The sequence below is a fragment of the Dactylosporangium roseum genome (genome assembly GCF_025264685.1).
Lineage (GTDB): Bacteria > Actinomycetota > Actinomycetes > Mycobacteriales > Micromonosporaceae > Dactylosporangium > Dactylosporangium roseum.
This window is the reverse complement of the sequence record NZ_CP073721.1, coordinates 5,876,994-5,902,500: the sequence shown is the minus strand read 5'-3', so window position 1 is coordinate 5,902,500 and position 25,507 is coordinate 5,876,994. Positions and strand designations below refer to the sequence as shown.

The 25,507-nt window shown below is 72.2% G+C and carries 18 protein-coding genes, 2 rRNA genes and 1 pseudogene (1 of these 21 running past the window's edge); 19 read left to right on the top strand and 2 right to left on the bottom strand.

The genetic code is table 11. The features are described 5' to 3' along the window. The 4 genes from Drose_RS27575 to Drose_RS27560 all read left to right on the top strand — a co-directional run. Positions 1-1,932, top strand: a 23S ribosomal RNA gene (locus Drose_RS27575) (it extends 1,187 nt beyond the left edge of the window). Between the two features lie 142 nt (positions 1,933-2,074). After that, a 5S ribosomal RNA gene (gene rrf, locus Drose_RS27570) occupies positions 2,075-2,191 on the top strand. Positions 2,192-4,155: 1,964 nt separating this feature from the next. Beyond that, positions 4,156-5,424 (top strand): tetratricopeptide repeat protein, encoded by a 1,269-nt coding sequence (locus Drose_RS27565; protein ID WP_313899935.1) that lies wholly within the window; start codon positions 4,156-4,158, stop codon positions 5,422-5,424. Further along, positions 5,417-6,448 carry an HAD-IIA family hydrolase gene (locus tag Drose_RS27560; RefSeq protein ID WP_260724223.1) on the top strand — a complete coding sequence of 344 codons (1,032 nt, stop codon included), beginning with the start codon at positions 5,417-5,419 and terminating at the stop codon, positions 6,446-6,448. The genes Drose_RS27565 and Drose_RS27560 overlap by 8 nt, the downstream gene beginning before the upstream one ends. Positions 6,449-6,763: 315 nt before the next feature. On the opposite strand, the gene Drose_RS27555 is transcribed toward Drose_RS27560, so the two are convergent. Beyond that, positions 6,764-7,102, bottom strand: a complete 339-nt coding sequence (locus Drose_RS27555) for an SCP2 sterol-binding domain-containing protein (protein ID WP_260724222.1) — start codon at positions 7,100-7,102, stop codon at positions 6,764-6,766. Between the two features lie 136 nt (positions 7,103-7,238). Here Drose_RS27555 and Drose_RS27550 point away from each other — a divergent pair, with 136 nt between their 5' ends. The 5 genes from Drose_RS27550 to recN all read left to right on the top strand — a co-directional run bounded on the left by Drose_RS27550 (position 7,239) and on the right by recN (position 11,557). Then, a complete protein-coding gene (locus tag Drose_RS27550) occupies positions 7,239-7,820 on the top strand; it encodes a hypothetical protein (protein WP_260724221.1) in 582 nt (193 codons plus the stop codon). Further along, positions 7,817-7,987 carry a hypothetical protein gene (locus tag Drose_RS27545; protein WP_260724220.1) on the top strand — a complete coding sequence of 57 codons (171 nt, stop codon included), beginning with the start codon at positions 7,817-7,819 and terminating at the stop codon, positions 7,985-7,987. Before Drose_RS27550 ends, Drose_RS27545 begins: the two co-directional genes overlap by 4 nt. Positions 7,988-8,001: 14 nt before the next feature. Then, positions 8,002-8,802, top strand: a complete 801-nt coding sequence (locus tag Drose_RS27540; protein ID WP_260724219.1) for a TlyA family RNA methyltransferase — start codon at positions 8,002-8,004, stop codon at positions 8,800-8,802. A gap of 68 nt (positions 8,803-8,870) precedes the next feature. Further along, positions 8,871-9,764, top strand: coding sequence for an NAD kinase (locus Drose_RS27535; RefSeq protein ID WP_260724218.1), 894 nt, complete (start codon positions 8,871-8,873; stop codon positions 9,762-9,764). 38 nt (positions 9,765-9,802) lie between these two features. Then, positions 9,803-11,557 carry a DNA repair protein RecN gene (gene recN / locus Drose_RS27530; protein ID WP_260724217.1) on the top strand — a complete coding sequence of 585 codons (1,755 nt, stop codon included), beginning with the start codon at positions 9,803-9,805 and terminating at the stop codon, positions 11,555-11,557. An 84-nt stretch (positions 11,558-11,641) separates the two neighbouring features. Here recN and Drose_RS27525 read toward each other — a convergent pair whose 3' ends face one another. Continuing rightward, positions 11,642-11,860, bottom strand: coding sequence for a PASTA domain-containing protein (locus Drose_RS27525; protein WP_260724216.1), 219 nt, complete (start codon positions 11,858-11,860; stop codon positions 11,642-11,644). A gap of 195 nt (positions 11,861-12,055) precedes the next feature. Between Drose_RS27525 and steA the strand changes: the two genes are divergently transcribed. From steA to Drose_RS27475, 10 genes and pseudogenes are all read left to right on the top strand, one after another. Continuing rightward, entirely contained in the window at positions 12,056-13,228 is a 1,173-nt protein-coding gene (gene steA / locus Drose_RS27520) for a putative cytokinetic ring protein SteA (protein WP_260724215.1), read from the top strand. Between the two features lie 15 nt (positions 13,229-13,243). After that, the gene (locus tag Drose_RS27515; protein WP_260724214.1) at positions 13,244-14,188 is read left to right on the top strand and encodes a copper transporter; all 945 of its coding nucleotides are present in this window, start codon (positions 13,244-13,246) and stop codon (positions 14,186-14,188) included. Further along, positions 14,178-15,065 (top strand): annotated as a pseudogene (locus Drose_RS27510) (hypothetical protein); the annotation flags it as partial. The gene Drose_RS27515 and the pseudogene Drose_RS27510, both read left to right, overlap by 11 nt. Before the next feature lie 362 nt (positions 15,066-15,427). Beyond that, a complete protein-coding gene (gene murJ / locus Drose_RS27505; protein WP_260724213.1) occupies positions 15,428-16,918 on the top strand; it encodes a murein biosynthesis integral membrane protein MurJ in 1,491 nt (496 codons plus the stop codon). Further along, positions 16,918-18,018, top strand: coding sequence for a glycosyltransferase family 4 protein (locus tag Drose_RS27500; protein WP_260724212.1), 1,101 nt, complete (start codon positions 16,918-16,920; stop codon positions 18,016-18,018). Before murJ ends, Drose_RS27500 begins: the two co-directional genes overlap by 1 nt. Then, entirely contained in the window at positions 18,018-20,141 is a 2,124-nt protein-coding gene (locus tag Drose_RS27495) for a hypothetical protein (protein ID WP_260724211.1), read from the top strand. The genes Drose_RS27500 and Drose_RS27495 overlap by 1 nt, the downstream gene beginning before the upstream one ends. A 119-nt stretch (positions 20,142-20,260) precedes the next feature. Beyond that, on the top strand, positions 20,261-21,967 hold the full coding sequence (locus Drose_RS27490) for a CTP synthase (protein WP_260724210.1): 1,707 nt from the start codon (positions 20,261-20,263) through the stop codon (positions 21,965-21,967). After that, the gene (locus tag Drose_RS27485; RefSeq protein ID WP_260724209.1) at positions 21,964-22,554 is read left to right on the top strand and encodes an NUDIX domain-containing protein; all 591 of its coding nucleotides are present in this window, start codon (positions 21,964-21,966) and stop codon (positions 22,552-22,554) included. Before Drose_RS27490 ends, Drose_RS27485 begins: the two co-directional genes overlap by 4 nt. Before the next feature lie 44 nt (positions 22,555-22,598). Next, positions 22,599-22,988, top strand: a complete 390-nt coding sequence (gene paaI, locus Drose_RS27480) for a hydroxyphenylacetyl-CoA thioesterase PaaI (protein ID WP_260729820.1) — start codon at positions 22,599-22,601, stop codon at positions 22,986-22,988. Positions 22,989-23,136: 148 nt separating this feature from the next. Then, on the top strand, positions 23,137-25,410 hold the full coding sequence (locus tag Drose_RS27475; RefSeq protein WP_260724208.1) for an excinuclease ABC subunit UvrA: 2,274 nt from the start codon (positions 23,137-23,139) through the stop codon (positions 25,408-25,410). Positions 25,411-25,507 lie beyond the last annotated feature (97 nt).

The following is a 25,507-nucleotide window of genomic DNA, read 5'->3' as shown; positions in this document are numbered from 1 at the left end:
CGTAATAGCTCACTGGTCAAGTGGTTCCGCGCCGACAATGTAGCGGGGCTCAAGCACACCGCCGAAGCTGTGGCATTCACACATGTACCCGGCCTGAGACTTCGGTTGAGGGTCCAGGTGTGTGGATGGGTAGGGGAGCGTCGTGTCACCGGTGAAGCGGCGGAGTGATCCAGTCGTGGAGGTGACGCGAGTGAGAATGCAGGCATGAGTAGCGAAAGCAGGGTGAGAAACCCTGCCGCCGGATGACCAAGGGTTCCAGGGCCAGGCTAATCCGCCCTGGGTGAGTCGGGGCCTAAGGCGAGGCCGAGAGGCGTAGTCGATGGATAACGGGTTGATATTCCCGTACCCGCGTAGAAGCGACCATGCTGAACCTGCTTGTACTAACCTTGCGATGGTCTGATCCTTTCGGGGTGAGGGCTGGAGTTTGGGAACTTGGGTGGTAGTAGGCAAGCGATGGGGTGACGCAGGAGGGTAGCTGGGCCCGGCCGGTGGTTGTGCCGGGGCAAGCGTGTAGCCCGTGTCGTAGGTAAATCCGCGGCACTTGTGGGTGAGGCGTGAAGCGGAGCCGTTTCAGGTGAAGTCAGTGATCCCATGCTGCCGAGAAAAGCCTCTAGCGAGTTTCGAGCGGCCCGTACCCGAAACCGACACAGGTGGTCAGGTAGAGAATACCGAGGCGATCGGGCGAACTGTGGTTAAGGAACTCGGCAAATTGCCCCCGTAACTTCGGGAGAAGGGGGGCCACCGATGGTGAGACCACGTGCTGGTGGAGCGGTTGGTGGCCGCAGAGACCAGGGGGAAGCGACTGTTTACTAAAAACACAGGTCCATGCTAAGTCGTAAGACGACGTATATGGACTGACGCCTGCCCGGTGCTGGAACGTTAAGGGGACCTGTTAGCTGGTAACGGCGAAGCGGAGAACTTAAGCGCCAGTAAACGGCGGTGGTAACTATAACCATCCTAAGGTAGCGAAATTCCTTGTCGGGTAAGTTCCGACCTGCACGAATGGCGTAACGACTTCCCCACTGTCTCAACCACAGGCCCGGCGAAATTGCAGTACGAGTAAAGATGCTCGTTACGCGCGGCAGGACGGAAAGACCCCGGGACCTTCACTATAGCTTGACATTGGTACTCGAATTCGATTGTGTAGGATAGGTGGGAGCCGGTGAAGCAGTCACGCCAGTGGTTGTGGAGGCAAGCTTGAAATACCACTCTGTTGGATTTGGGTATCTAACTTTGGGCCGTGAGCCGGTTCAGGGACAGTGTCTGGTGGGTAGTTTAACTGGGGCGGTTGCCTCCTAAAATGTAACGGAGGCGCCCAAAGGTTCCCTCAGCCTGGTTGGCAATCAGGTGTTGAGTGCAAGTGCACAAGGGGGCTTGACTGTGAGACTGACAGGTCGAGCAGGGACGAAAGTCGGGACTAGTGATCCGGCACTGGCAGGTGGAAGCGGTGTCGCTCAACGGATAAAAGGTACCCCGGGGATAACAGGCTGATCTTCCCCAAGAGTCCATATCGACGGGATGGTTTGGCACCTCGATGTCGGCTCGTCGCATCCTGGGGCTGGAGTAGGTCCCAAGGGTTGGGCTGTTCGCCCATTAAAGCGGTACGCGAGCTGGGTTTAGAACGTCGTGAGACAGTTCGGTCCCTATCCGCCGTGCGCGTAGGATACTTGAGAAGGGCTGTCCCTAGTACGAGAGGACCGGGACGGACGAACCTCTGGTGTGCCAGTTGTTCTGCCAAGAGCACGGCTGGTTGGCTACGTTCGGAAGGGATAACCGCTGAAAGCATCTAAGCGGGAAGCTCGCTTCGAGATGAGGTATCCCACCCCTTGAGGGTTAAGGCCCCCAGCGAGACTACTGGGTTGATAGGCCGGAGGTGGAAGCCTGGTGACAGGTTTGAGCTGACCGGTACTAATAGGCCGAGGACTTGACCTCGTAACCGTTCCCGCCTTTTGGGTGGGGATGGGTGGTGAAGGTGTTGACGCATCCACTGTGTGATTCTGAACCAATACCGGTCGCACTCTGCGGGCCCTGTTGTGGGGTGTGTGGGTGTGCGGGGTTGATAGGTTCATAGTGTTACGGTGGCCATAGCGGAGGGGAAACGCCCGGTCCCATTCCGAACCCGGAAGCTAAGCCCTCCAGCGCCGATGGTACTGCACCCGTGAGAGTGTGGGAGAGTAGGACGCCGCCGGACAAACTTTCGATCGAGGGTCGCCCGTTGGGCGGCCCTCGACTCGTTTGCCGGGTGGAACGCATGGCGCGTACCCGGTCGGGAAGGATGAAGTCGTGAACGCGATGCCACACGACGGTAATGGCCAGGACGGCCGGGACCGCCCACGTAGGGACGACCGCTTCTCCGGCGGTGACCGGGACCGCGGGTCCCGTCGTGAGCACGGATCCGGCGGGCACCGGGGCAGCTCCTCGCAAGGGCCGTCCGAGGGTGGCCGCGGCTACCGTGATCGGGACGGGGGCGCCAACCGGGGTGGCCGCGAGGGTGGCCACCGGGGCCGGGAGGGTTACCGGGGTGACCGCGACGGTTCCGCCGGTGGATCCGGCGGATACCGGGGCGGTGAGCGGACTTCGGGTGGTTACCGGGGCGACCGTGACGGTGGGTCCGGCGGCTACCGCGGGGATGACCGCCAGGGTGGTTTCCGGAGTGACCGTGCCGGCGGCTTCCGCGACCGTGACAGCGGGCCGCGCCAGGGCGGGTACCGCGGTGGCGAGCGCTCCGGCGGCTTCCGGGACCGCGACGGCGACCGCGGTGGATACCGCGACCGCGACGGAGACCGTGGCGGCTCCCGCGACCGTGGCGACCGCCCCGGCGGCTCCCGCGACCGCGACGGTGGGCCGCGTGGGGACCGGTCGTCGGGGTTCCGTGACCGTGGTGAGCGCCCCGGTGGGTTCCGCGACCGTGACGGCGGGCCGCGCGGCGAGCGCGCTGGCGGGTTCCGGGACCGTGACGGTGGGCCGCGTGGTGAGCGTGCCGGTGGGTTCCGGGACCGTGAGGGCGGGCCGCGTGGGGACCGGTCGTCGGGGTTCCGTGACCGTGGTGAGCGCCCCGGCGGGTTCCGGGACCGTGACGGTGGGCCGCGTGGTGAGCGTGCCGGTGGGTTCCGGGACCGTGAGGGCGGGCCGCGTGGGGACCGGTCGTCGGGGTTCCGTGACCGTGGTGAGCGCCCCGGCGGGTTCCGGGACCGTGACGGTGGACCGCGCGGCGAGCGCACCGGCGGGTTCCGTGGTGAGCGGTCATCCGAGTTCCGGGATCGGGACGGTGGACCCCGTGGTGAGCGACCGTCGGGCTTCCGGGGCCGGGATGGGGACTTCCGCGGCGGCGAGCGTTCCGGCGGGTTCCGGGATCGCGACGGAGACCGTGGCGGCTTCCGTGACCGTGGTGAGCGCCCCGGCGGGTTCCGCGACCGTGACGGTGGGCCGCGTGGTGAGCGTGCCGGTGGGTTCCGGGACCGTGAGGGCGGGCCGCGTGGGGACCGGTCGTCGGGGTTCCGTGACCGTGGTGAGCGCCCCGGCGGGTTCCGGGACCGTGACGGTGGACCGCGCGGCGAGCGCACCGGCGGGTTCCGTGGTGAGCGGTCATCCGAGTTCCGGGATCGGGACGGTGGACCCCGTGGTGAGCGACCGTCGGGCTTCCGGGGCCGGGATGGGGACTTCCGCGGCGGCGAGCGTTCCGGCGGGTTCCGGGATCGCGACGGAGACCGTGGCGGCTTCCGTGACCGTGGTGAGCGCCCCGGCGGGTTCCGCGACCGTGACGGTGGACCGCGTGGTGAGCGTGCCGGTGGGTTCCGGGACCGTGAGGGCGGGCCGCGTGGGGACCGGTCGTCGGGGTTCCGTGACCGTGGTGAGCGCCCCGGCGGGTTCCGCGACCGTGACGGTGGACCGCGCGGCGAGCGCACCGGCGGGTTCCGGGACCGCGACAACCGTGACCGCGACACCGGATACCGGGACCGGGGCGGTGACCGGGGTGGCTTCCGCGACCGTGGTGAGCGGCCGGGGTTCCGGGACCGTGGCCAGGACGGCGGGCGCCGGCCGGGCGGGTTCCGGGACCGTGACGGCGGTGGGCGGGGCGCCGGCTTCGAGCGACCCGAGGGGCTGCGGCGCGCCGATGCCGGAGGGTACCGGCCGCGGCAGACCGACCCGGGGTTCGTGAGCGGTGAGGCCGGGGCCGAGAGCGAGGAGCTTGTCACCCGGGTCTCGGATCCGGTGCTTCCCGAGGACGTCGAGGCCTCGGAGCTGGACCGTGAGGTGCGGACGGAGCTGAGTTCGCTGGCACGTCCCGTGGCCGACGAGGTTGCGCGGCGGCTGGTGGCCGCCGGGCAGCTCATCGAAGACGATCCGGAGCTGGCGCTCGCGCATGCGTTGGTGGCGCGGCGGAAGGCCTCGCGGATCGCGGTGGTGCGGGAGGCGGCCGGGCTGGCCGCGTACCACGCCGGGGAGTGGCAGACGGCGCTCGGGGAGCTCCGGACGTACCGGCGGATGACCGGCCGGGAAACCCACATCGCCGTCATCGCCGACGCTGAGCGGGCACTCGGGCGGCCGGAGAAGGCCATCGACATGTTCCGCGAGGCGGACCGGGAGAAGCTCTCGGCCGAGGAGATCGTGGAGCTGCTGATCGTCGCGGCCGGGGCCCGTGGGGACCTGGGCCAGCACGACGCGGCCGTCGCCATGCTTCAGGTCCGTGAGCTGACCTCGGCGCCGGACGCGCCGTGGGCGGCGCGGCTGCGGTACGCGTACGCCGACGCCCTCCTGCGTGCCGGGCGGCGGGAAGAGGCGCGCGAGTGGTTCGCGCGGGCCGCCGACCTCGACGAGGACCTGCGCACCGACGCGGCCGAGAGGCTGCTCGAGCTGGACGGCATCACGCTCGACGGCGATGCGGTCCAGGTCGATGACGAGGACGACGAGCACGGCGACGACCGGCTCGCCGCCCATGGCCGGGCCGGCCGCGACGAGGAAGAGGTCCTCGGCGACGAACGGGACCTCGACGAGGACGACGACGACCTTGACGACGAAGACGAGGACGACCTCGATGAGGACGAGGACGACGAGGACTTCGACGACGAGGACGACATCGACGACTACGGCGACGGGGACGGCGACGACGACTACGGCGACGACGAAGACGACGAAGACGACGAAGACGACGAAGACGACGAAGACGACGAAGACGACGAAGACGACGAAGACGACGAGTATGACGCCGACGACTACGACGAGGACGAGGACGCCGACTACGAGGGCGACCGTGACAAGGGCGACCGTGACAAGGGCGACCGCGACGACGAAGGTGACGTGGACGACGAGCGGGACGGGGACTTCGCCGGGCCGGGCGGCGACCGCGACGCTGACGCGGTGACGACCGATACCGACGCGAAACCGGCCGGTGGTGGGACGAGCGCGGCGGATCCGCGTGGCTGACACGCCGGAGAGCCAGGGGCCGGCCGGCGCGGCGCACTCCTCTGAAGGGGACCTCGTCAGCCGGTACGATCTCGTGGTCTTCGACCTCGACGGGGTGCTGTACCTCGTCGACCAGGTCGTTCCGGGTGCCGCGGAGGCGTGTGCGCGGCTGCGTGAGCGGGGCATTCCCAGCGCGTACGCCACGAACAACGCCTCCCGGCTGCCCACCGACGTGGCGGCCCTGCTGACCCGGATCGGCATCCCGGCCGAGGCGCGGGAGGTCGTCACGTCGGCGCACGCCACCGCGCTGCTGCTGGCGGAGCGGTACCCGGCCGGCACACCGGTGCTGATCCTGGGTGCGCCCGCGCTGCGCGACGAGGTCGTCGGCGTTGGGCTGCGGCCGGTCACCGAGGCCGAAGAGGCGCGGGTGGTCGTGCAGGGGTACGGGCCGGACGTGCGCATGCGGGACCTCGGCGACGCGTCCGTCGCGATCCGCGGCGGGGCGGACTGGATCGCGACCAACGCCGACCGGACGCTGCCGTCGCCGCGCGGGCCGCTGCCGGGCAACGGGTCGCTGGTCGTGGCGCTCGCGACGGCACTGGGACGGCAGCCGGACACGATCGTCGGCAAGCCGGATCCGGGCCTGTTCCTGGAGGCGGCCCGTGAGCGGAGCGCCACCCGGCCGCTCGTGGTCGGGGACCGGCTCGACACCGACATCGAGGGCGCGAACCGGGCCGGCATGGACAGCCTGCTGGTGCTGACCGGCGTCTCCGACGCGGCCGAGCTGCTCGCGGCGCCGCCCGAGCGGCGGCCCACGTTCGTCGCCGAGGACCTGGGCGGGCTGTTCGAGCGGGCTCAGCCCGTACGACTCCCGACGCAATGGCGTGTGCGGGAGCTGGACGGACGCTGGGAGCTGTCCGGTGACGGGCGTCGCGTGGACGCGCTCGCGGCCCTGTGCGCCGTCGCCTGGGCGGCGGGCGAGGTGCACCCGGTCGTGCCGGCCGGTGACGCCGCCGCGGCCGCCCTGAAGTGGCTGAAGCTCTAACGACGTTCGGCTCGACAGCTTTTGCGGTCAACCCGGACAGGGCCGGCGGCTCGGGCGGGGGCCCGCGAGGCGGGCCGGCCGGCGCGCGTTCCAGCTCTAGCCGCCATGCCGCTCGACCCCATGATCATGGGAAAGATGTGGCTACCCTGACAGCCAGATCTTTCCCATGATCAACGAGTCGCCCGGCCCGGAACGTGCCGCACCGGGGCGCGCGGCGACCATGAGCGGTCAGACGCCGCCCGCACGACGGTGCGGCACCATCCCCGTGGCGCGACACCGGGGGCGATCGCGCGGCTCGACTTCGCGGCCTCGGCTCTAGAGGAGCTTGCGGAGCTTCAGCAGGTCGAAGACGCCGGCCTCGATCTTGATGCGGCCGCTGGTCCAGGCGGACATGGCGTTGAGCTGCCCGTCGACGAGCGCGACCAGGTCGTCGCTCGTCGACGTGAGCTTGATCTTCGCGCGGGGATCGTCGCCCACGGCGAGGTCGGTGATCTGGCCGTTTTGGAGCTGGCCGTGAAACGCGATGCCGAGGTCCGTGATCCGGCAGGCGAGCGAGCGGTCGAAGTCGAGCTTCTCGCGTGCCGCGACGGCGTTGGCCGCGAGCTTCGCGGCGAGCTTTTCGAGTGCCACCCGGCACTCTTCGACCGTGGCCATCCGACCCCCGATGCTCTGTCCGCTGTGGTGTGTCTACTGCGGACGCTGTGGACACGTGGAAAACGACGGTACCGTACGGCGCCCGGAAGCGCCCGGTAGCGTGATGGCGGTACACCACTTGGAGAAGAGGCGCAACATGGCACACGAAGCATGGCGGGCATATCTCGAACTGGCCTACGGCATGACCGAGGCGACGACCAAGAAGGCGACGAAGACGGTCCGGCGCCTCGTCGGCAAGAGCGGCGCGACCGCGGAGCAGCTTCAGGCGATGGCCGAGGACCTGCTCAAGGCGGGCACGGCGAACCGTGAGGCGCTGACGAAGCTGGTCCGGTACGAGCTGGACCGCGCCCTCGGTGCGGTCGGCCTGGCGACGGCGGACGAGGTCGCGGCGCTGACCGCGAAGGTGCGCGAGCTCGAGGCGCAGCTCAAGGCCGCGTCGGCGCCGGTGCACGAGCCGGCGCCGCCGGTCGGTGCCGAGGTCGTGGAGCCGGCTCCGGCGAAGAAGACCGTGGCGAAGAAGACCGCTGCGAAGGCTGTGGCGCCGGTCACCCCGCCGCCCGCGAAGCAGGTGCCGGTGAAGCGGAGCGCGACGGCGAAGAAGGCGGCGACGAAGGCCGCGGTCAAGAAGGTCGCCGAGGCGTCGGACGTCGGGCCGGCCTCTGACCGGCTGCCGGTGAAGAAGGCGACCCGCGCGCCGCGGAAGACGGCGTCGTCATGACGGCGCCGGCACCCGGACCGCCCGGTGCGGCGGCCCTGGGCCGGGTCGAGGCGGCGGTCGAGGCGTTGGGCGAGGTAGCGTCGCTTCCGCTGCAGCGACAGGTCGCCGTCTACGCGGACGCGCACCGCACGTTGCAGGAGACCCTGGGCACGATCGAGGAACGCTGAGGAGCGACAGGCAGATGGCGCGCCGGACCCGACTCGACGCGGAGCTGGTGCGCCGCGGGCTGGCCCGCTCGCGGGAGCAGGCGGCAGCACTGATCGCCGCGGGGCGGGTGGAGGTGCGGGGCACCGTGGCCGGCAAGGCCGCCGCCCAGGTCGATCCCGCGGACGCGGTGCGGGTGCTGCCCGCGGCCGGTCCGGGCGACGACTACGTGTCGCGGGGGGGCCACAAGCTCGCCGGCGCGCTCGACGCGTTCGAGGACCTGCCGGTCCGGGGGCGCCGCTGCCTCGACGCGGGCGCGTCGACCGGCGGCTTCACCGACGTGCTGCTGCGGCGGGGAGCGGCCGCGGTGGCCGCGGTCGACGTCGGGTACGGGCAGATCGCATGGTCGCTGCGCACCGACCCGCGGGTGAACGTCATCGAGCGGACCAACGTGCGCACCTTGACCCCGGACACCATCGGCGGCCCCTGCGACCTGACGGTCGCCGATCTGTCGTTCATCTCGCTGCGGCTCGTGCTGCCGGCGCTCGTCGCGTGCACCGCGCCGGACGGGGACCTGGTGCCGATGGTCAAGCCGCAGTTCGAGGTCGGCAAGGAGCGGGTCGGTGAGGGCGGGGTGGTCCGTTCGCCGCGGCTACGGGCGTCGGCGGTGCTCGACGTGGCGTCGGCGGCCGCGGAGGTCGGCCTCGGCGTGGCCGGCGTGACCGTCAGCCCGCTGCCCGGGCCGTCGGGCAACGTGGAATTCTTCCTGTGGCTGCGCCGTGACGCGCCGCCCGTCGATCCCGCCGCTGTCGCGGACTGCGTGGAGCGTGCCGCATGAGTGGTCTGCGGCGTAGGGGAGGGGGTTCAGGGCGGAGCCCAGGCGGCCGGAGCGCACCGGAGGGGCGTATGAGTGAGCGCGAGGCCCTGCTGGTCGCGCACACCGGTAAGGAAAGCAACAACGAACACGCGCGGACCGTCGCCGCCGATCTGCTCGCCAACGGGTTCACCGTGCGGGTGCTGGCGCACGAGGCGGACGAGCTGGACATCCCGCGGGCCGTTCCGGTGATCGGGGAGGCCGCCGCGGAGGGCGTCGAGATCGTGTTCGCCCTCGGTGGCGACGGCACCCTGCTGCGCGCCGCCGAGCTGGCCCGGCCCGCGAAGGCGCCGCTGCTCGGCATCAACCTCGGCAAGGTCGGGTTCCTCGCCGAGGCGGAGATCGGCGACGTGGACAACGCGGTGCGGGAGATCGTCGACGGCACGTACACGGTCGACGAGCGGATGACCGTCGACGTCGTCGCCGAGCACGACGGCCGCCTGGTCGGCACGTCGTGGGCGCTCAACGAGGTGACGGTGGAGAAGGGCGCCCGGGAGAAGATGCTCGAGCTGCTCGTCGAGGTCGACGGGCGGCCGCTGTCGCGCTACGGCTGCGACGGTGTGGTCTGCGCGACCCCGACCGGCTCGACCGCGTATGCGTTCTCGGCCGGCGGTCCGGTCGTCTGGCCGGAGCTGGAGGCGCTGCTGCTCGTGCCGATCAGCGCCCATGCGCTGTTCAGCCGCCCGCTGGTGATCGCGCCGACGTCGACCATCACGGTGAACGTGGAGCCGTTCACGAGCTTCGCACTGTTGTCGTGCGACGGCCGGCGGGTGATCGACCTCGCGCCGGGATCGACGGTCACCGTCAGGCGGGGTGCTCTGCCGGTACGCGTCGTGCGCCTGCGTGAGCGCCCGTTCACGGACCGGCTGGTGGCGAAGTTCGGTCTCCCGGTCGAGGGGTGGCGGCACAACAAACGGCACGGCTGAGTGGAGAACTGTCGCACCGCGCGGCTAGTGTCTCTGACGTGCTGGAGGAACTCCGCATTACCGGACTGGGCGTGATCGAAGACGCCACCCTGCCCCTCGGGCCGGGCCTGACCGTCATCACCGGCGAGACGGGCGCGGGCAAGACCATGGTCGTGACCAGCCTCGGGCTGCTGTTCGGCGGTCGCGCCGACGCCGGTCGCGTGCGCGCCGAGCCGGGTCGCGCCACGGTCGACGGCCGGTTGACGCTGCCGTCGCACGTGCGGGCCGCGGTCGAGAGCCGCATCGCCGAGGCGGGCGCCGCGATCGAGGACGACGGCACCCTGCTGATGAGCCGCGCCCTGACGGTCGAGGGCCGCTCCCGTGCACACGTCGGCGGCCGCACCGTGCCCGTGGCCGTGCTGGGCGAGGTGGGCGAGCGGGTGTTCGCGCTGCACGGCCAGTCGGACCAGCTCCGGCTGCTGCGCCCCGCCGAGCAGCGCGCGGCGCTGGACCGGTTCGCCGGACCCGAGCACGAGAAGCTGCTGGGCCAGTTCACCGAGCTGTTCAACCGCTGGCGCGCCGTCGAGGACGACCTCGCCGACCGCCGGGCCAACGCGCGGCAGCGCAGCCAGGAGGCCGACCTGCTGCGGCTCGGCCTCGACGAGATCAGCCGCGTCGATCCGCAGCCCGGCGAGGACGAGCTGCTGCGCGAGGAGACGCAGCGGCTGGAGCACGTCGAGGGCCTGCGCAGCGCGGCGCAGCTCGCGCACGTCGCGCTGGCCGGCACCGGCGAGGGCGACGACGTCACCGACGTGCTGAGCCTGATCTCCACCGCCCGCCGCACCCTCGAGGCGCAGGCGGGTGTCGACCGGGTCCTCGGTGAGCTCGCGGCCCGCCTCGACGAGGTGGCGACGCTCGCCGGTGACGTGTCGACGGAGCTCGGCACCTATCTCGCGTCGCTGGACGCCGATCCCGGACGTCTCCAGGAGGTGTACGAGCGGAGGGCCGACCTGCGGGCCCTGACCCGGAAGTACGCGGAGGACGTCGACGGGGTCGTCGCCTGGGCCGAGCATGCCCGCACGCGGCTCGCTGAGCTGGACACGTCCGACGAGCTGCTCGAGGAGCTCGACCGCGAGCGGCAGCGCCTGCACGGCGAGGTCGCGGAGCTGGCGGCGGTCCTGTCCGCCGCGCGCCGTGAGGCGGCGGGGCGGTTCGCCGCCGACGTGACGGTCGAGCTGGCCGGTCTGGCGATGCCGCACGCGCGCATCGAGGTCGTCGTCGCGCCGAAGGCGACCGGCAGCGGTCCGACGATCACCACGCCCACCGGCGCCGAGAGCGGCGTCGGCCCGGACGGCGCCGACGACATCGAGCTGCGACTCCTGCCGCACCCGGGCGCGCCGGCCCAGCCGCTGCAAAAGGGTGCGTCTGGCGGCGAGCTGTCCCGGGTCATGCTGGCGATCGAGGTCGTGTTCGCCGGTGTGGGCGGCCCGCCCACGCTGGTGTTCGACGAGGTCGACGCCGGCGTCGGCGGCACCGCGGCGGTCGAGATCGGCAAGCGGCTGGCCCGCCTGGCCCGCGACCACCAGGTCCTCGTCGTGACCCACCTGCCGCAGGTCGCGGCCTTCGCCGACCGTCACCTGGTCGTCGCCAAGGACACCGGCGGCGCCGTCACGACCAGCGGCGTGCGCGTCGTCGAGCACACCGAGCGGGCGCGCGAGCTGGCCCGCATGCTGGCCGGCCTGCCGGACTCGGACCTGGGCATCGCCCACGCGGAGGAGCTGCTCGCGGTCGCGGACCGCTCGAAATCCGCATGACAGTGCTCCGGGGGCACGGCGAACGACCAGGGTCGACTGCCCGGTGGCACGCCGCTCGTCGCCGCCGAGGTCGTGCGGCGGCTGTCAGGCCCGGCCGACCAGCAGGTTGACCCTGGTGCCGACGGGGGCGACGGTGCGGGCGAGGGTGGACTGCTCCAGCACGACCATCGGACCGGCCGGGCCGACCTCGCGGACCACTCCGAGCTCGAGCCCGGCGGCCCGCAGCGCGGTGGCCGCCTCGGTCGGGGTCTTGCCGGTCAGGTTGGGCACGTGGGTCAGGCGGATCGACGACAATGTTTCCATCAGACGCTCCTTACGAACGGCCCTGCACGGGGTAAGAGGAGCGCGGAACCGTCGTAAATACGCGCGCTGAGTGTCGGGTAGGTGACACTCCGCAGACGTGACGGGTGTCACGTCTTCGGCCCATCGGGGTGTTCCACCTGGTCGTGGACATGTCGCGCGCGGCTTTCGCCGGTGGTCCATGCCAGGATGGATGCGATGCGACTACCAACTCTGCGCCGCACCCGGCCCGCCGAGCCGGGTGTCATCGGTGGCGTCGTGCGGCTGGATCGGCGGACCAAACGCCTGGTGGGTCGCCTGCGCCCGGGGGACATCGCGGTCATCGACCACGTCGACCTGGACCGGGTCGCGGCCGACTCGCTCGTGGCGACCGGAGTGGCGGCGGTGCTCAACGCGAAGCCGTCGGTCTCCGGCCGCTATCCCAACCTGGGCCCGGAAGGGCTGATCAAGGCCGGCATCCCGCTCGTCGACGATCTGGGTGAGGACCTGTTCGAGCGGCTGCGCGAGGGTGACGTGGTGCGCGTCGAGGGCGACACCGTCTACATCGGCGAGGAGGCCGTCGCCAAGGGCGTCCGGCAGGACGCCGACTCGGTCGCCGAGGCGATGGCCGACGCCCGCGAGGGCCTGTCCGTGCAGCTCGAGGCGTTCGCCGCCAACACGATGGAATACCTCAAACAGGAGCGGGCACTGCTCCTCGACGGTGTCGGCGTCCCGGAGATCCAGACCGAGATCGCCGGCCGGCACTGCCTGATCGTCGTGCGTGGCTACGACTACAAGGCCGACATCGACGTGCTGCGGCCGTACATCCGCGAGTACAAGCCCGTGCTCATCGGTGTCGACGGCGGCGCCGACGCGCTGGTCGAGGCGGGCTACACGCCCGACATGATCATCGGCGACATGGACTCGGTGAGCGACGACGTGCTGCGCTGCGGCGCCGAGGTCGTCGTGCACGCCTACCCGGACGGGCGCGCGCCCGGGCTGGCCCGCGTGCAGCGGCTCGGCGTCGAGGCGATCACCTTCCCGGCCGCGGCGACCAGCGAGGACATCGCGATGCTGCTGGCCGACGAGAAGGGCGCCTCCCTGCTGGTGGCGGTCGGCACCCACAACACGCTCATCGAGTTTCTCGACAAGGGCCGCGGCGGCATGGCGTCGACCTTCCTGACGCGGCTCAAGCTCGGCGGCAAGCTCGTCGACGCCAAGGGCGTCAGCCGGCTGTATCGGCAGAGCCTCTCCAGCTCGTCCATCATCCTCCTGCTCGCGTCCGCGATCGCCGCGATGGCCGCCGCCCTGGCCGTCACCACGATCGGCCGGGCCTATCTCAGCGTCATCGCCGAGTGGTGGGACAACCTGATCTTCACGCTGTTCTCGTAGACGGGCGCATTTGTTGTGATCAACTTTCGGTACCACGTGGTGTCGCTGGCTGCCGTCTTCCTGGCGCTCGCCATCGGCCTCGTCGTCGGCACCGCGGCGGCCAACGGGCCGCTGGCCGAGAACCTCAACGACCAGATCAACAAGATCACCGACGAGAAGCAGCAGTTGCGTGACGACCTGGAGCAGTCCCGGGCCGAGTTGAAGAAGAACGCCGACTTCGCGACCCAGGTCGCGCCGATGCTGCTCAACGGCAAGCTGACCAACCGCAACGTGGCGCTGGTCAAGTTCGCGGGCAGCGACGACGACGTCAACACCGCCGCCGACGGCATCGCGACCATGTTGGGGACCGCCGGCGCCAAGGTCGTCGGCACGATCACCGTCAACCAGAGGTTCACCGCCGCGGCCAGCAACGACCTGCTGCTCGACCTGGCCGAGTCCTGGGCGCCGCCGGCGATCAGCGGCGCGCTGCCCACCACGCCCAACGGCGTCGAGAGGTCCGCCACGCTGCTCGCCTCGGTGCTGGTCACCAAGGCCGGCGCGCCGCAGGTCGAGGGGGCGCGCACGGTGCTCAGCATGTACGAGAACAGCGGTTTCATCAGCCTCGACGGTGACTTCAAGGCGCCGGCCGAGGCGGTGATCATCGTCGCCGGGGCACCCGCGAGCGGCAAGGACGCCAAGGAGCGCAACACCGCCGCCATGACCATCGCCACCCGGTTCGACCTGGCCGGGCCCACGGTCGTCGCCGGGCTCTCCGCCAACGGTCTGGTCTCGTCGGTGCGGGGTGACGCCTCCATCGCCAAGACCACCTCGACGGTCGACAACGCCGTGACGGCATACGGGCAGGTCGCCGCCGTCATGGCACTCGTCGAACGGCTCGGTGGCAAGACCGGTCACTACGGCATCGGCGACGGCGCGACCAGCCTGTTGCCGAAGACGGCGAGCGCGGCCAATGGCTCGTAGGCTGCTCGGGCTGCTGGCCGCCCCGGTCGGCGGCGCGGTCGCGCGGGCGGCCCTGCGCACGCTGGCCGGCCGGCCCGCCCTCGACCGCACGAACTTCCGCGGCCGCACGGTCTCCCTGGCCGGCGGCCCGGCCCTGGCGCTGGGTGCCACGGCGGGCGCGATGCTCGGCGCGGCCGCCCGCAGGAGCGCGGCGCCGAGGGCTGTCGTCGCACGGCGTCCGGCCATCCGGCCGGCGGCGCGGCGGCACCCAGCGCCAGGTGCGGGCACCGGGCGGGTCGTCGCGGCCACCGCCGTGGCGGGGCTCGGGTCCGGGGCGGTCGGGTTCTACGACGACCTGGTCGGCGGGCGGCCGGAGCATGCGGCGAAGGGGTTCCGCGGGCACCTCGGCGCGCTGCGGGAGGGGCGGGTCACCAGCGGGCTGGTGAAGATCGCCGGAGTCGGTGCCGCCGGGCTGGTCGCCGCCGCGCTGCTGCCGCGGCGGCGGACGGTCGACGTGCTGCTCGGGGCCGGGGTCATCGCCGGGGCGGCCAACCTGTTCAACCTGCTCGACCTGCGGCCCGGGCGCGCCATCAAGGCGGGGATGATCGTCGGGGCGCCGCTCGGCGGGAGCGGGATCGCGACCGGCACGCTCGGGGCGGCGGGTGCCCTGCTGCCGGCCGACCTCAACGAGGACATCATGCTCGGCGACGCCGGCGCGAACGCGCTCGGCGCGCTGCTCGGCACGGCGTACGCGGCCCGGACCGGCACCTTCGGCCGCGCGGCCGCCCTCGCCGGGATCGTGGCCCTGACCGCGGCCAGCGAGAAGGTCAGCTTCACCAAGGTCATCGAGCGGACCCCGGTGCTGCACCGCATCGACCAGTTCGGCCGGCGCCCCGCACCCGCGCCGGCGGGCGAGAGCGACGGCGCGCCGGGGGCCGACGGGCCGCTGTGGGCCGGCGGTCCGGACGCCGCTGACGGCCCGCTGTGGAGCGGTGCCGACGGTGGCGAGCGGCCGCACGGCGAGGGTGCCGGCGCCGGGAAGGCGCGCGGCCGGAGCCGGCAGGGCGGCGGTGCCGTGGACGTGCCGCTGTGGGAGGACGACACGATGTGGGCCGGTGACGCGCCGGCCGGAACCGACGCGGACGGGCGGCGGAAACCCCGGCCGTACCCGCGCGGGTGACCTGGCGGCGACTTCTCGGGGCCGCGGCGCTTGTCGCAGGACTTACCATTCTGAGCCGGATCGCCGGATTTGCCCGCATCTTGGTCTTCAACTGGTCCGTCGGGCCGACATACCTCGGCAACGCGTACCAGGCGGCCAACACCATCCCCAACATCATCTTCGAGCTCGTCGCCGGTGGGGCGCTCGCCAGTCTCGTCGTGCCGCTGCTCGCCGGGCCGGCCGCCAAGCAGGACCGCCAGACCGTCGGCCGGACGGTGTCCGCGCTGCTCACCTGGGTCGTGCTGCTGCTGACCCCGCTCGCGCTCGCCGTCGCGGTCTTCGCCCGGCCGCTCGTCGCGCTGCTCACCGAGGGCCAGCCGCCCGAGGTCGTCGACGCCGGCACCGACATGCTGCGGGTGTTCGCGCCGCAGCTACCGCTGTACGGGATCGGGATCGTGCTGACCGGCGCGCTCCAGACGTACCGCCGCTTCGCCTGGCCCGTCATCGCGCCGCTGCTGTCCAGCCTCACCGTGATGGCCGTGTACGTGGCGTTCGGCCTGCTCGCCGGGCGTGGCGCGGACCTGGGCGCGGTGTCGCGGGAGCACCTGTCGCTGTTGTCCGGCGGCACCACGCTCGCCGTCGCCGTGCTCTCGCTCTGCCTGGTGATCCCGATGAGCCGGCTGCGCCTGCGGATCCGGCCCGCCACCGGCCTGCACGTCGACGCCGTCCGCACCCTGCGGCCGCTCGCCGTCGCCGGGATCGTCACCGTCGGCACCCAGCAGTTGGTGCTCGGCCTGGCGATCCGGCTGACCAGCTATGCCGGCGAGGGCGCCATCGTCGTCTACAGCCTGGCGCAGACGATCTTCCTGTTGCCGTGGGCGGTCCTCGCGGTGCCGGTGGCGACGACCACCTACCCGGCGCTCGCCGAGCACGCCGTCACCGGCGACCGCGCCGGGTTCGCCCGGGCGCTCGCCCCGGCCGTGCGGACGATCGTGCTGCTCACGAGCCTCGGCGCCGCCGCGCTCATCGTGCTGGCCCGGCCGATCGCGGTCCTGCTCGCCGCGGCCTCGTCGCAGCCGCCGGCCATCGGGCCGCTCGCCGGCGCGATCGCCTGGTTCGCGCCGGGCCTGCTGGGGTACGGGCTGTTCGCGCTGCTGTCACGGGCGCTCTACGCCAGCGCGAACGCGTACGCCGCCGCGGCCGCGACCGCCGCCGGCTGGGCCGCCGCCGCGCTGGCGGCGCTGCTGCTCGCCGTCACCCTGCCGATCGCGGACCGGGTGCCGGCGGTGGCGGCGGCCAACTCGATCGGCATGATCCTGCTGGGCGCGGCGCTGCTCGCGGCGGTCCGCGCGAGGGCGGGGGGCGCAGCGCTGGCAGGCGCAGCCCGTACGATTGCCGCTGCTCTGCTCTCCGCGGCACTCGCGGTGACGGCGGGCCTGGCGATCAAGGGGGTGATCACCACCCCAGGTGTGGGCGGGGCCGTCGCTCAGGGCATGCTGTGCGGAGTCGTGGTGGCGGTGGTGTTCCTTGCCGGGACGGCGATCACCGACCGGTCGTCCCTGCGGCGGCTGATCAGGAGGAAGGACGGATAGTGGGCGCCCGCATCGCGTTGGTCCTGGCGTCGACCACGGGCGGCACCGGCCGGCACGTCGGCATGCTGGCCGACGGCCTGGTGGCCCGCGGCCACGAGGTCAGCGTGCACGGCCCGGCCGCGACCGACGCGCAGTTCGGCTTCGCCGCGCACGGCGCGACGTTCGTGCCCGTCGAGATCCCGGCGAGCCCGCAGCCCGGTGACCTGCTCGCCGTCCGGGCGCTGCGGCGCTCCCTCAAACGGGTGGATCCGGCCGTCGTCCACGCCCACAGCCTGCGCGCCGGGCTGGTCGCGGCGCTCGCCCGGCCCGCCGGCACCCCGCTCGTGGTCACCTGGCACAACCTGGTCCTCGCGCAGGGGCTGCGGGCCAAGCTGTACCACCCGCTCGAGCGCCGCGTCGCCCGCGCCGCCGACGTGACCCTCGGCGTCTCCAGCGACCTCGTCGAACGGGCCCGCGAGCTCGGCGCCCGCGACGTGCGGCTGGCGAAGGTGCCGGCACCGGTGCTGCCGCCGCCCGCGCGCGCCGCCGCCGACGTGCGCGCCGAGCTCGGCGTCGAGCCGGGCCAGCCGCTGGTGCTCGCCGTCGGGCGGCTCCATCCGCAAAAGGGCTTCGAGACGCTCGTCGCCGCCGCGACCCGCTGGCGGGAGCGCGAGCCGCAACCGTTCGTCGCCATCGCCGGCAGCGGCCCGTCGTACATGATGCTCGCCCAGCGCATCTCCGCCGACCACGCGCCGGTGCGCCTGCTGGGCTACCGCGACGACGTGCCCGACCTGCTGGCCGCGGCCGACCTCGTCGTGGCGACCAGCGTGTGGGAGGGCCAGCCCCTGTTCGTCCAGGAGACGATGGCCGCCGGTGTACCGCTGGTGACGACCGCCGTCGGCGGCGTCCCCGAGCTGGTCGGCAACGCGGCCCGCCTCGTCGAGGCGCACGACGTCGACGGCGTCGCCGCGGCGGTCGCCGAGCTGCTCGACGACCCGGCGCGGCGTGCCGCGCTGGGCAAGCGCGGCCTCGCGCAGGCCGCCACCTGGCCCACCGAGCGGGACACGCTGGAGCAGATCGAGGCGGTGTACGCGCAGTTGCGCACCCGCGAGGAGTGCTGATGCGCCACCGGCTGCGTCGCCTCGCCCCGGCGCTGCTCGCCCTGTTCGCCGGCCTCCTCGGGCTGGTCGCGCTCATCCCGCGGCCGGCCGCCGAACCGGTCGCACCGTCCGCGGACTACGTCATCGTCGTCGGGGTCGCCGGCCTGCGGTGGGACGACGTGAACCCGGACGACACGCCGACCATGTGGCAGCTCGCCCAGGAGGGGTCCATCGGCGCGCTGTCGGTCCGCTCGGCGCGGCGGGTGACGTGCGCCGGCGACGGCTGGCTCACCCTCGGCGCGGGCAACTACGCCATCTACACGCCGGGCGTCGTGACGCCGACCTGCCCGCCGGTGAACGTCACGATCAACCCGGACCGGACCGGCGCGTCGCTGCCCGACCAGGCCGCGGTCGTGACGCGGAACCGGAACCTGCACTGGGGCGCCCAGCCGGGCGCGCTCGCCGAGGGCGTCCGCTGCACCGCGGCCGCCGGCCCGGGCGCCGCGATCGCCGCCGCGCGGCCCTACGGCCGGGTCGACCGATACGCGGAGGCGGTCGACGAGAGCCTGCTGTCCGCCTGCGCGCTGACCCTGGTCGACCTCGGTCAGATCGCCGGCGACGACGCGGCCGCGCGTGCCGGCGACGCCCGCCGCGCCGACGCCGCCCTCGCGGCCGTCGTCGCCGCCCGGCCGCCCCGGACCGTGGTGGTCCTCGCCGGCCTGTCCGACCTCGACGCCACCAGCCGGCTGCACGTCGCGATCGCCCAGGGGCCCGGGTACACCGGCGGCTGGCTGACCTCGCTGTCCACCTCCCGCCCCGGATACGTGCAGGTCGTCGACCTCGCCCCGACCGCGCTCTCCGCGCTGGACCGGCCGGTGCCCGGCAAGCTCTTCGCCGGCGGTGCCGCCTCGATGACCGGCGGGCGCCCCGGCGACCTGCGGGCCGCCGTCGAGCGGCTCGCGGACGCCGACCGGGAGGCCAGCGTCCAGCGGCGGGTCGGCACCGGCTTCCTCACCGTGCTCGTGGTCGCCGAGCTGCTGCTGTTCCTGGCGGTGGTGCCGCTGCTGCGCCGGGCCCGCCGGCCCGCCGGCCCGCTCGCACCCCGGCCGGTGCCGGTGGCGGTGGTCCGCGCGGCCGAGGTGCTGCTCGTCGCCGCGTCCCTCGCCGTGCCCGCCGCGCTCGTCGCCGACCTGCTGCCCTGGTGGCGGTGGTCGTCGCCGGGCCTGGGCTTCGGTGGCGTGACGATCGGCGTGCTCGCCGTGGCCACGTTTGCCATCGCGTACGTCACGACCCGCAGCCGCGCCATCGCGCCGCTCGGCGGGGTGGCCGCGATCGCGGCGCTGGCCGTCGCGCTCGACGTGCTGACCGGCTCCCGGCTGCAGCTCAACGGCGTGGCCGGCTACTCGGCGGTGCTCGGGGGCCGCTACGCCGGGGTCGGGGTCATCGGCCTCGGGCTCCTCGTCGCCGGGGTGCTGGTCGGTGGCGCCGCCCTCGCCCAGCGCTTCGAGCGGCGCTGGCGGCCGTTCGTGATGGCCGTCCTCGGCGCGGTCGGCATGGTGGTCGTCGGCAGCCCGTACCTCGGTGCCGACGCCTCCGGCGCGGTCGCGCTCACCGCTGGGGTCTGCGTCGCCGCCGCGATGTCCGTCGGGGGCTGGCTCACCATCACCCGGCTCGTCTGGGCCGGCGGCGCGGCGCTGTTCGTCACCGCCGGGTTCGCGGTCCTGGACCTGTTCCAGCCGGAGGAACAGCGCAGCAGCGTCGGGCGGCTGCTGGTGCGCACCCAGGACGGCACGGCGGGCTTCATCGCCCGGCGCATCGGCGAGGCCAACGTCGTCACCACCGTCACCAGCCCGCTCACCGTGCTGGTGCTCGGAACGGTGCTGTACGTGACGTTCGTCCTCCTGCGCGACTGGGGCGGCCTGCGGCGGCTCCTCGGCGTGTTCCCGCCGGTGCGCGGCGCCCTGGCCGGGCTCGTCGTGGCCTCCCTCACGGCCGGCCTGGTCGAGGGCGTGTCGCTGAACGTGCTGGGCGCCGCCGTCGCCACGGCGTCGCCGTTGGTCGTCCTGGCATGTCTCAGAGTGCTCGAACACGCCGACGACCGTTCGCAGGAGGCGGCCAGGAGCGAGGCGGAGGCACAAGTGTGACGGGTGTGACGCCGGGTGTGTCTTCTGCGGCCCTGCTCACCTGCTGTTAGGCTGGACTCCCGTGGATCGCTCGATCCCCACGTTGCGCTTCTGCAGCGGACCGACCACGGGAGCAGGCTTTGTCCTCATCAGCACGGACCGGTGCGAGCCGGCAGGCCAAGCACATTTTCGTCACCGGGGGCGTCGCCTCCTCGCTCGGCAAGGGTCTGACCGGGTCCAGCCTCGGCAGTCTGCTCAGTGCCCGCGGGTTGCGGGTCGTCATGCAGAAGCTCGACCCGTATCTCAACGTCGACCCCGGCACCATGAACCCGTTCCAGCACGGCGAGGTGTTCGTGACCGAGGACGGCGCCGAGACCGACCTCGACATCGGCCACTACGAGCGGTTCCTCGACCAGGACCTGTCGCGCAACGCCAACGTCACCACCGGCCAGATCTACTCGGCGGTCATCGCCAAGGAGCGCCGCGGCGAATACCTCGGCGACACCGTCCAGGTCATCCCGCACGTCACCAACGAGATCAAGGCCCGCATCCGGGCCATGTCGGAGCCCAACGCCGACGGCGTGGCGCCCGACGTGGTGATCACCGAGGTCGGCGGCACCGTCGGCGACATCGAGTCGCTGCCGTTCCTGGAGGCCATCCGGCAGGTGCGCCACGACATCGGCCGGGACAACTGCTTCTTCCTGCACGTCTCCCTGGTGCCGTACCTGGCGCCGTCCGGGGAGCTGAAGACCAAGCCGACGCAGCACTCCGTCGCGGCCCTGCGCAGCATCGGCATCCAGCCCGACGCGCTGGTCTGCCGCTCCGACCGCGAGATCCCCGAGAAGACGAAGAACAAGCTGGCGCTGTACTGCGACGTCGACACCGAGGCGGTCGTGTCCGCGCCCGACGCGCCCTCGATCTACGACATCCCGCGGGTCCTGCACGAGGAGGGCCTCGACGCCTACGTCGTGCGCCGCCTCGGCCTGTCGTTCCGCGACGTGGCCTGGAAGAAGTGGGACGACCTGCTCGACCGGGTCCACCACCCGCGGCAGGCCGTCACGGTCGCGATCGTCGGCAAGTACGTCGACCTGCCCGACGCGTACCTTTCGGTCACCGAGGCCGTGCGCGCCGCCGGCTTCGCCCACCGCGCCCGCGTCGAGATCCGCTGGGTGCCCAGCGACGCCTGCACCACGCCCGCCGGCGCCGCCCAGGCGCTCGCCGGCGTCGACGGCGTGGTCATCCCGGGCGGCTTCGGCGTGCGGGGCATCGAGGGCAAGATCGGCGCCGCGCGGTACACCCGCGAGCACGGCATCCCCACGCTCGGCCTGTGCCTGGGCCTGCAGTGCATGACGATCGAGGTGCTGCGCGACGTCGCCGGCATCAGCGGGGCCAACTCGCTCGAGTTCGACGCCGACACCCCCGACCCGGTGATCTCGACCATGGCCGACCAGCAGGACATCGTCGCCGGCAAGGGCGACATGGGCGGCACCATGCGACTCGGCGCCTATCCGGCGGTCCTCGTCCCCGGTACGCTCACCGCTGAGGCGTACGGCGTGACCGAGGTCTCCGAGCGGCACCGCCACCGGTACGAGGTCAACAACGCCTACCGTGACGCGATGCAGCGCTCCGGCCTGCGCGTCTCGGGCACCTCCCCGGACGGCCGGCTCGTCGAGTTCGTCGAGTTCGACCGCGAGCAGCACCCGTTCTTCGTCGCCACCCAGGCGCACCCGGAGCTCAAGAGCCGCCCGACCCGGGCACACCCGCTGTTCGCCGCGTTCGTCGGCGCCGCGGTGGTCTACAACGCGGCCGACCGCCTGCCGGTCGAACTGGAGACCATCGACGCATGACGAACACCTACGAGGTCCGGTCGCACGTCGAGCGGCTGCGCAACCGGGTCTTCTCGATCGTCACCGACGAGGTCGTGATGCCGGGCGGCGACGTCGCCGCCCGGGACTACATGGTCCACGTCGGCGCCGTCGGGGTCGTGGCGCTCAGAGCCGACGGGCGGGTCGCGCTCGTCCGCCAGTACCGCCCGGCGGTCCGGCAGGTGCTCTGGGAGCTGCCGGCCGGGCTCATCGACGTGGCGGGGGAGCCGCTGGTCGACGCCGCGGCGCGGGAACTCGCCGAGGAGGCCGACCTCGTCGCCGCCCGGTGGGACCTGCTGACCGAGGTCCACACGACGCCGGGCTGCTCCAACGAGAAGATCCGGCTCTTCCTGGCCCGGGAGATCGCGTCGGTACCGGCTGAGGACCGCCACGAGCGGATCCACGAGGAGGCCGACCTCGAACTGCGCTGGATCGACCTCGACGAGGCGGTGGGGATGGCGCTGAGCGGCGAGATCACCAACGCGGCCTGCCTGGTCGGTGTCCTCGGCGCGGCCCACGCCCGGGACCGCGGCTGGTCGACGCTGCGCCCGGCGTCCGAAGCGGTCTGAGGCCTGTGGAACCGCTGGAGCTGGCCCGCGCCTGCGCCGCCGCCATGTTCGCCGACGACGTCGCGTCGCGGTCCCTCGGCATCACCGTCGAGGACGTCGGCCCGGGCCGGGCCACGGCCCGCATGACCGTGCGGGACGACATGCTCAACGGCCACGCCATCGGCCACGGCGGGTTCGTCTTCCTGCTGGCCGACACGGCGTTCGCGTTCGCCTGCAACACGTACGACGAGCGGACCGTGGCGGCGGGCTGCGACATCGAGTTCCTGTCGCCGGTCCGGTCCGGCGACGTCCTGACGGCCACGGCGGTGGAGCGGATCCGCCGTGGCCGCGGCGGCCTCTACGACGTGACGGTCCGCCGGCCCGACGGCGAGGTGGTGGCCGAGTTCCGTGGCCGGTCCCGCACCGTCGGCGGCTCCCTGCTCGGCGACCGCTAGCCGACGGCCGCCACCGCGTCTTCGGCGTCGGCGGTGCTCCGGTGGCCGTCCAGCGCGCCGCGACCCGTGCGGCGCCGGCCGCCGTTGCCGCGGTGCGGCTCGGCCGGCATCGCCGAAAAATGTCAGAGCCGTCGTTTACTGTGGCCCGATGCATGCCGCAGACAGTCATGACCTGATCAAGGTCCACGGGGCCCGCGAGAACAACCTGAAGAACGTGACCGTCGAGATCCCCAAGCGACGGCTGACGGTGTTCACCGGTGTGTCTGGATCCGGCAAGAGCTCGCTCGTGTTCGGCACGATCGCCGCCGAGTCGCAGCGGCTCATCAACGAGACCTACAGCGCGTTCGTGCAAGGGTTCATGCCCAGCCAGTCCCGGCCCGACGTCGACCTGCTCGAAGGGCTGACCACGGCGATCATCGTCGACCAGGAGCGGATGGGCGCCAACTCCCGCTCCACGGTCGGCACCGCCACCGACGCCAACGCGATGCTGCGGATCGTGTTCAGCCGGCTGGGCGTGCCGAGCGCGGGGCCGGCGTTCCACTACAGCTTCAACGTGCCAGCGGGCGCGTGCCCGAGCTGCGAGGGCATGGGCACCGCGACCGACATCGACCTCGACGAACTGTTCGACCGGGACAAGTCGCTCGCCGAGGGCGCCATCACCATCCCGGGCTACAACCCCGACGGCTGGCTGGTGCGCATCTTCGCGGCGTCCGGATTCGTCGACGCCGACAAGCCGATCCGCGACTACACCGACCAGGAGCTGCACGACTTCCTCTACAAGGAGGCGGTCAAGGTCAAGGTCGACAACATCAACATGACCTACGAGGGGCTCGTCCCCCGCGTCCAGAAGGCGTTCCTGCAGAAGGACAAGGAGGCGTTGCAGCCGCACCTCCGCGCCTTCGTCGACCGGGCCGTCACGTTCACGGCGTGCCCCGAGTGCGGCGGCACACGGCTCAACAAGGCCGCGCTGGACTCGCGGATCGACGGCGTCAACATCGCCGACGCGTGTGCCATGCAGATCAGCGACCTCGCCGAGTGGGTCCGCGACATCAAGGATCGTTCGGTCGCGCCGCTCCTGGCGACGCTGCGGCAGACGCTCGACTCCTTCGTCGAGATCGGGCTCGGCTACCTCAGTCTCGACCGTCCCTCCGGCACGCTGTCCGGTGGCGAGGCGCAGCGCACGAAGATGATCCGGCACCTCGGGTCGAGCCTCACCGACGTGTCGTACATCTTCGACGAGCCCACGGTGGGGTTGCATCCGCACGACATCCAGCGGATGAACGGGCTGCTGGTGCAGTTGCGCGACAAGGGCAACACCGTGCTGGTCGTCGAGCACAAGCCGGAGAGCATCGCGATCGCCGACCACGTGGTCGACCTCGGGCCGGGTGCGGGAGGCGCCGGCGGCACGGTGTGCTTCGAGGGCACCGTCGAGGGGCTGCGCGCGAGCGGGACGCTGACCGGTCGCCACCTCGACTACCGGGCCACGCTCAAGTCGGAGACCCGCACGCCGACCGGCGCGCTCGCCATCCGGAACGCGACCCGGCACAACCTCCGTGACGTCAGCGTCGACGTTCCGCTCGGCGTGCTGTGCGTCGTGACCGGGGTCGCCGGATCGGGCAAGAGCTCGCTCATCCACGGCTCGATCCCGAAGGGCGCCGGGGTCGTCTCGGTGGACCAGACCGCGATCCGGGGCTCGCGCCGCAGCAACCCGGCGACGTATACGGGCCTGCTCGACCCGATCCGGGCGGCCTTCGCGAAGGCCAACGGCGTCAAGCCGGCGCTGTTCAGCGCGAACTCCGCGGGCGCGTGCCCGAACTGCAACGGCAACGGCGTCACCTACACCGACCTGGCGATGATGGCCGGTGTCGCGACGGTGTGCGAGGAGTGCGAGGGCAAGCGGTTCCAGGCCGCCGTCCTCGAGTACAAGCTCGGCGGCAAGGACATCAGCGAGGTGCTCGCGATGTCCGTCACCGAAGCGGAGGAGTTCTTCGCCGCCGGCAAGGCGAAGTCGGCGGCCGCGCACGCCGTCCTGGCGCGGATGGAAGACGTCGGGCTCGGCTACCTGACCCTCGGCCAGCCGCTCACCACGCTCTCCGGTGGCGAGCGGCAGCGGCTCAAGCTGGCGATCCACATGGCCGAGAAGGGCGGGGTCTACGTGCTCGACGAGCCGACGACCGGCCTCCATCTCGCCGACGTGGAACAGTTGCTCAAGCTGCTCGACCGGCTCGTCGACGCCGGCAAGTCCGTGATTGTGATCGAACACCACCTCGCGGTGATGGCCCGTGCCGACTGGATCATCGATCTCGGGCCCGGCGCGGGACACGACGGCGGGAAGGTGGTCTTCGAGGGCACGCCCGCGGACATGGTCGCGGCCCGCTCGACCCTCACCGGCGAGCACCTCGCGACGTACGTGGGGGCGTAGGCCTCCCGGTTCCGAGTGTGGCGACGATGTGGAGGTACGGGGCGGGTAGCGTGCAAACGATCGCATTGACGGGGCGCCGCCCCTACCGTCGCAAGGT

What these genes read in the sequence shown, in the direction of transcription:
- Drose_RS27555 (WP_260724222.1), bottom strand. Translation starts at nt 7,102, where the DNA reads ATGGCCACGGTCGAAGAGTGCCGGGTGGCACTCGAAAAGCTCGCCGCG.
- Drose_RS27550 (WP_260724221.1), top strand. Translation starts at nt 7,239, where the DNA reads ATGGCACACGAAGCATGGCGGGCATATCTCGAACTGGCCTACGGCATG.
- Drose_RS27545 (WP_260724220.1), top strand. Translation starts at nt 7,817, where the DNA reads ATGACGGCGCCGGCACCCGGACCGCCCGGTGCGGCGGCCCTGGGCCGG.
- Drose_RS27540 (WP_260724219.1), top strand. Translation starts at nt 8,002, where the DNA reads ATGGCGCGCCGGACCCGACTCGACGCGGAGCTGGTGCGCCGCGGGCTG.
- Drose_RS27535 (WP_260724218.1), top strand. Translation starts at nt 8,871, where the DNA reads ATGAGTGAGCGCGAGGCCCTGCTGGTCGCGCACACCGGTAAGGAAAGC.
- Drose_RS27525 (WP_260724216.1), bottom strand. Translation starts at nt 11,860, where the DNA reads ATGGAAACATTGTCGTCGATCCGCCTGACCCACGTGCCCAACCTGACC.
- steA (WP_260724215.1), top strand. Translation starts at nt 12,056, where the DNA reads ATGCGACTACCAACTCTGCGCCGCACCCGGCCCGCCGAGCCGGGTGTC.
- Drose_RS27495 (WP_260724211.1), top strand. Translation starts at nt 18,018, where the DNA reads ATGCGCCACCGGCTGCGTCGCCTCGCCCCGGCGCTGCTCGCCCTGTTC.
- Drose_RS27485 (WP_260724209.1), top strand. Translation starts at nt 21,964, where the DNA reads ATGACGAACACCTACGAGGTCCGGTCGCACGTCGAGCGGCTGCGCAAC.
- paaI (WP_260729820.1), top strand. Translation starts at nt 22,599, where the DNA reads ATGTTCGCCGACGACGTCGCGTCGCGGTCCCTCGGCATCACCGTCGAG.
- Drose_RS27475 (WP_260724208.1), top strand. Translation starts at nt 23,137, where the DNA reads ATGCATGCCGCAGACAGTCATGACCTGATCAAGGTCCACGGGGCCCGC.